This window comes from Phocaeicola sp. RTP21198st1_B8_RTP21198_201120, assembly GCF_040929485.1.
Lineage (GTDB): Bacteria > Bacteroidota > Bacteroidia > Bacteroidales > Bacteroidaceae > Phocaeicola > Phocaeicola dorei.
Genome location: NZ_JBCOCI010000030.1, coordinates 33,949 through 38,132, shown reverse-complemented (window position 1 = coordinate 38,132; position 4,184 = coordinate 33,949). Strand labels below are relative to the sequence as shown.

Here is a 4,184-nt window from a genome sequence, read left to right as displayed (position 1 = left end):
ATATGATAGTAAACATGTTTTTGGAAGCTAAAAAATAGATTCGAATATTAACTTTATTTTTATTCATTTGTTATATTTGCAAAAGGACAAGACACCTTTAAATCAAGTAATAATTATGAAAAAAGAAATCAAATTCAGTTTGGTCTACCGCGATATGTGGCAGTCATCAGGGAAGTACCAGCCCAGAGCTGATCAGTTAGCCAAAATTGCTCCTCTAATCGTTGAAATGGGGTGTTTTGCCCGAGTGGAAACTAATGGAGGTGCTTTTGAACAAGTGAACTTACTGTATGGTGAGAATCCTAACAAGGCAGTGCGTACATTTACCAAACCTTTACGTGAGGCGGGTATTCAGACGCATATGTTGGACCGCGGTTTAAATGCATTGCGAATGTATCCTGTTCCAGCTGATGTACGTCGGTTGATGTATAAGGTAAAACATGCGCAAGGCGTGGATATTACTCGTATATTTTGTGGCTTGAATGAAGTTCGTAATATTATTCCTTCCATAAAATATGCTAAAGAAGCGGGGATGATTCCTCAAGCCACTCTTTGCATCACTTATTCTCCTGTACATACGGTGGATTATTATTCTTATATTGCTGACCAGTTAATAGAAGCGGGGGCACCCGAAATCTGTTTGAAAGATATGGCAGGTATCGGCCGTCCTGAAATGTTAGGGCAGTTGGTGAGAAACATCAAAGATAAACATCCTGAAGTCATTGTACAATATCATGGACATTCCGGTCCCGGGTTATCTATGGCATCTATTTTGGAAGTTTGTGAGAATGGTGCGGATATCATTGATGTCGCTATGGAGCCCTTATCATGGGGAAAAGTGCATCCTGACGTAATTTCTGTACAGGCTATGTTGAAAAATGCAGGTTTTCAGGTACCTGAAATCAATATGAAGGCTTATATGAAAGCACGTAGCATGACGCAGGAGTTTATTGATGATTTTTTGGGGTATTTTATTGATTCTACCAATAAGCACATGTCTTCCTTGCTGTTAGGTTGTGGACTTCCCGGTGGTATGATGGGATCTATGATGGCCGATTTGAAAGGTGTACATTCAGGTATAAATCTACTTTTGAAAGGACAGGGAAAGGAACCTATGAGTTTGGATGATTTGGTAGTGATGCTGTTTGAAGAAGTGGAATATGTATGGCCGAAATTGGGATATCCTCCTTTAGTAACACCGTTCAGCCAATATGTGAAGAATGTGGCTTTGATGAATGTCATGCAATTGGTGAAAGGAGAGGAGAGATGGACGATGATTGATAACCATACATGGGATATGATTCTGGGAAAAAGTGGAAAGTTGCCGGGTGCGTTGGCTCCTGAAATAATTGAACTGGCGAAAAGTAAAGGTTACGAGTTTACTGACGAGGATCCTCAGATGAACTATCCTGATGAGCTGGACAAGTACCGTAAGGAGATGGATGATAATGGCTGGGAATATGGTGAAGATGAGGAAGAGTTGTTTGAACTGGCTATGCATGACCGGCAATACCGTGATTATAAATCGGGTGTAGCCAAGAAACGTTTTATGGATGATTTACAACGTGCTCAGGATGCGGCTATGGTAAAAAGTGGCTTTGATGAGGAAACAATTCGAAAATATAAGCGTACTAAGGCTGATCCTATTATTGCGCCGGATAAGGGACAGATTTTATGGGAAGTTTCCGTGGAAGGTCCTTCTATAGCACCGTTTGTCGGACGGAAATACCAGCATGATGAAGTGTTTTGTTATATTTCCACTCCGTGGGGAGAGTATGAAAAGATCTTTGCTAATTTTACGGGACGCATTGTAGAAGTTTGCGCCCAACAGGGAGCTGTAGTTAATAAAGGTGATGTTATAGCTTATTTGGAAAGAACAGAGTTTACTGCATGATTTGAAGGTAAAATATAGTTTTTTTATCCGCTGTGGCAGGTTTGAATTTGTCATGGCGGATGTTTTTATCTTTTCATTCTTTTAAAATTTGCATTCATTCAGTTATGTGTTATCTTTGTTGCCATGCAGAAAAAACAGGTAGATAAGAAAAAATATATGAGAAAACTGTATTCGTGGTTGCTGGGAATAATTTTAGGAGTAATGCCCTGTATTGTTTCAGCATCAGAAAATGACAGTATAAAAGTCGAGAGTCTGCTTCAAAAAGCTGCCCGATTGCCGGCCGATAGCTGTAAGATATTGTTTTTTGCCCAAAATCTATTAGGAGTTCCATACGTAGCGAATACATTGGATGGGACAGATGAAGAAACCTTAGTTGTGCATTTGGATAAGGTGGATTGTACCACGTTAGTTGAAACAGTACTTGCATTGAGCCTTACTGATAAGTATGGGAAAAGTGACTTTGAAAGTTACAAAAAAGCGTTGCGGTGTATCCGCTATCGGAATGGGAAACAAGCCGGTTATGTCTCGCGTTTGCATTACTTCAGTGATTGGATTAAGGATAATGAACAAAAAGGAATTGTACATGAACGCACGGGGGAATTAGGGTTTGCTGCATCACAAGTTTTGAATTTGGATTTTATGTCCACACATTCTGACAGTTATCATCGGTTGAAAAATAATCCTTCCATGATATCCCAGATGATTGAAATAGAGAAAAAATGGAAAAATGTTCCTGTTTCTTATATTCCTAAAACAAGTCTGAATGTTTCTTCTGAGGAATTGGACATAAAGAATGGGGATATCATAGCGATTACCACCAATATAAAAGGGCTGGATGTGGTACATACAGGATTTGCTTGTTGGGTGGATGGTAAATTGCATTTGCTTCATGCTTCATCGGTCATGAAGAAAGTTATTCTAGATTCGCAGACTCTCTTTGAATACTCTAAAAATAAGAAAGCCCACACGGGGGTGCGGGTTATTTCTTTTTCTTCTTTGAAACCGTAGAAGGTGTATCTTGTTGGGGTGGAAATATAGGGACGCATTTCATAAGATAAAGGATCTTCTTTTGTCTTTTGAGCATGTAGTTGCCAGGTCTGCTTGAATTGAACTTGCGAGGATTGGGAAGGCTGGCTGCAATTAGTGCACATTCTTCCGGTGTCAGTTTGCTGGCATTCTTGTGAAAGTGTTCACGAGCTACTGCTTCGGCACCATAGATACCATTTCCCATTTCTATAGAGTTCAGATAGACTTCCATAATCCGTTCCTTATTCCAAAATAGTTCTATCAAAGTGGTGAAATACACTTCAAGTCCTTTTCTGATCCAAGAAGAAGCAGGCCACAAAAAAATGTTTTTGGCTGTCTGTTGGCTGATAGTACTGGCACCTCGAGGACGTTTTCGGTTCTTGTTTTCTTCTAAAGCTTTCTCTATTTCTTTGAAGTCAAAACCATTATGCTCGGCAAAGCGATTGTCTTCAGAAGCAATAACAGCCATAGGCAGATGAGGGGATATGTTTTCTTTAGGTATCCAAGAGTGTTTCCACTTTATATCTTCGCCATGAATGATTTGTTGGGTAGTTCGGATAAACATCAACGGGGTAAAGTAAACCGGAATAAAGCGTAAAACGATAACTGCGAGAATGGAAGAACCAAAGAAAAAAAGCAGCAGATTGCGAATGAATTTTAAAATCTTTTTTTTCATGCTTGTGTATTAAAATCAATTTCGGGCAGAAATAACCTGTCCGAAATTGATTTATTTTATATGTTATCCAAAGTTGTGACCGTTGGTTCGGGCGTATTGGATACGCTCTATGATAACGTCATTGATATCATTTCAGTGTACCTGCTTCCGCTTGCTGAATCATCTGTTGGCTGGCATACATATATACTTCTACACGACGATTCTGCTGGCGTCCTTCGGCTGTGTCATTATTACCTATCGGGTCTGCTTGACCCAAACCTTCTACAGACTTGATCTGAGAATTACTTACACCGCAACCTAGCAAATAACTAGCCACACTTTGAGCGCGTTCTTGTGACAGATTGAGGTTCTTTTGGATGCTTTGTTCGGCTGTACTGTTTCTCCAGCCCTGATTGTCTGTATATCCATAAATGGATACGTCCATATCTCTGTTCTGGTTCAATACGTTGTTTGCAAATTTACTTAAGGCTGATTTCGCTTGTGCACTCAAGGCTGCATTTCCTGTATTGAAGAGAATACCGGAATCAAAAGTAACTTTTACAGCCTGAAGACCGTTGTTATCTGTTACCTGTTCTACCTGTGCTCCTTGGA

At 39.9% G+C, this 4,184-nt stretch carries 4 protein-coding genes; 2 read left to right on the top strand and 2 right to left on the bottom strand.

The features are described from left to right. Window positions 1–115 precede the first annotated feature (115 nt). Together AB5935_RS12590 and AB5935_RS12585 are read left to right on the top strand one after the other, a co-directional pair. A complete protein-coding gene (locus AB5935_RS12590; RefSeq protein WP_007835312.1) occupies window positions 116–1,891 on the top strand; it encodes a biotin/lipoyl-binding protein in 1,776 nt (591 codons plus the stop codon). Between the two features lie 123 nt (window positions 1,892–2,014). Further along, window positions 2,015–2,899, top strand: coding sequence for an N-acetylmuramoyl-L-alanine amidase-like domain-containing protein (locus AB5935_RS12585; RefSeq protein WP_007835314.1), 885 nt, complete (start codon window positions 2,015–2,017; stop codon window positions 2,897–2,899). Here AB5935_RS12585 and mtgA read toward each other — a convergent pair. Then, window positions 2,871–3,593, bottom strand: coding sequence for a monofunctional biosynthetic peptidoglycan transglycosylase (gene mtgA / locus AB5935_RS12580; RefSeq protein ID WP_007835315.1), 723 nt, complete (start codon window positions 3,591–3,593; stop codon window positions 2,871–2,873). The two genes, AB5935_RS12585 and mtgA, sit on opposite strands and share 29 nt — an antisense overlap. Before the next feature lie 127 nt (window positions 3,594–3,720). Beyond that, window positions 3,721–4,184 (bottom strand): OmpA family protein (locus tag AB5935_RS12575; RefSeq protein WP_368327448.1); only part of this gene is annotated, 464 nt, incomplete at its 5' end.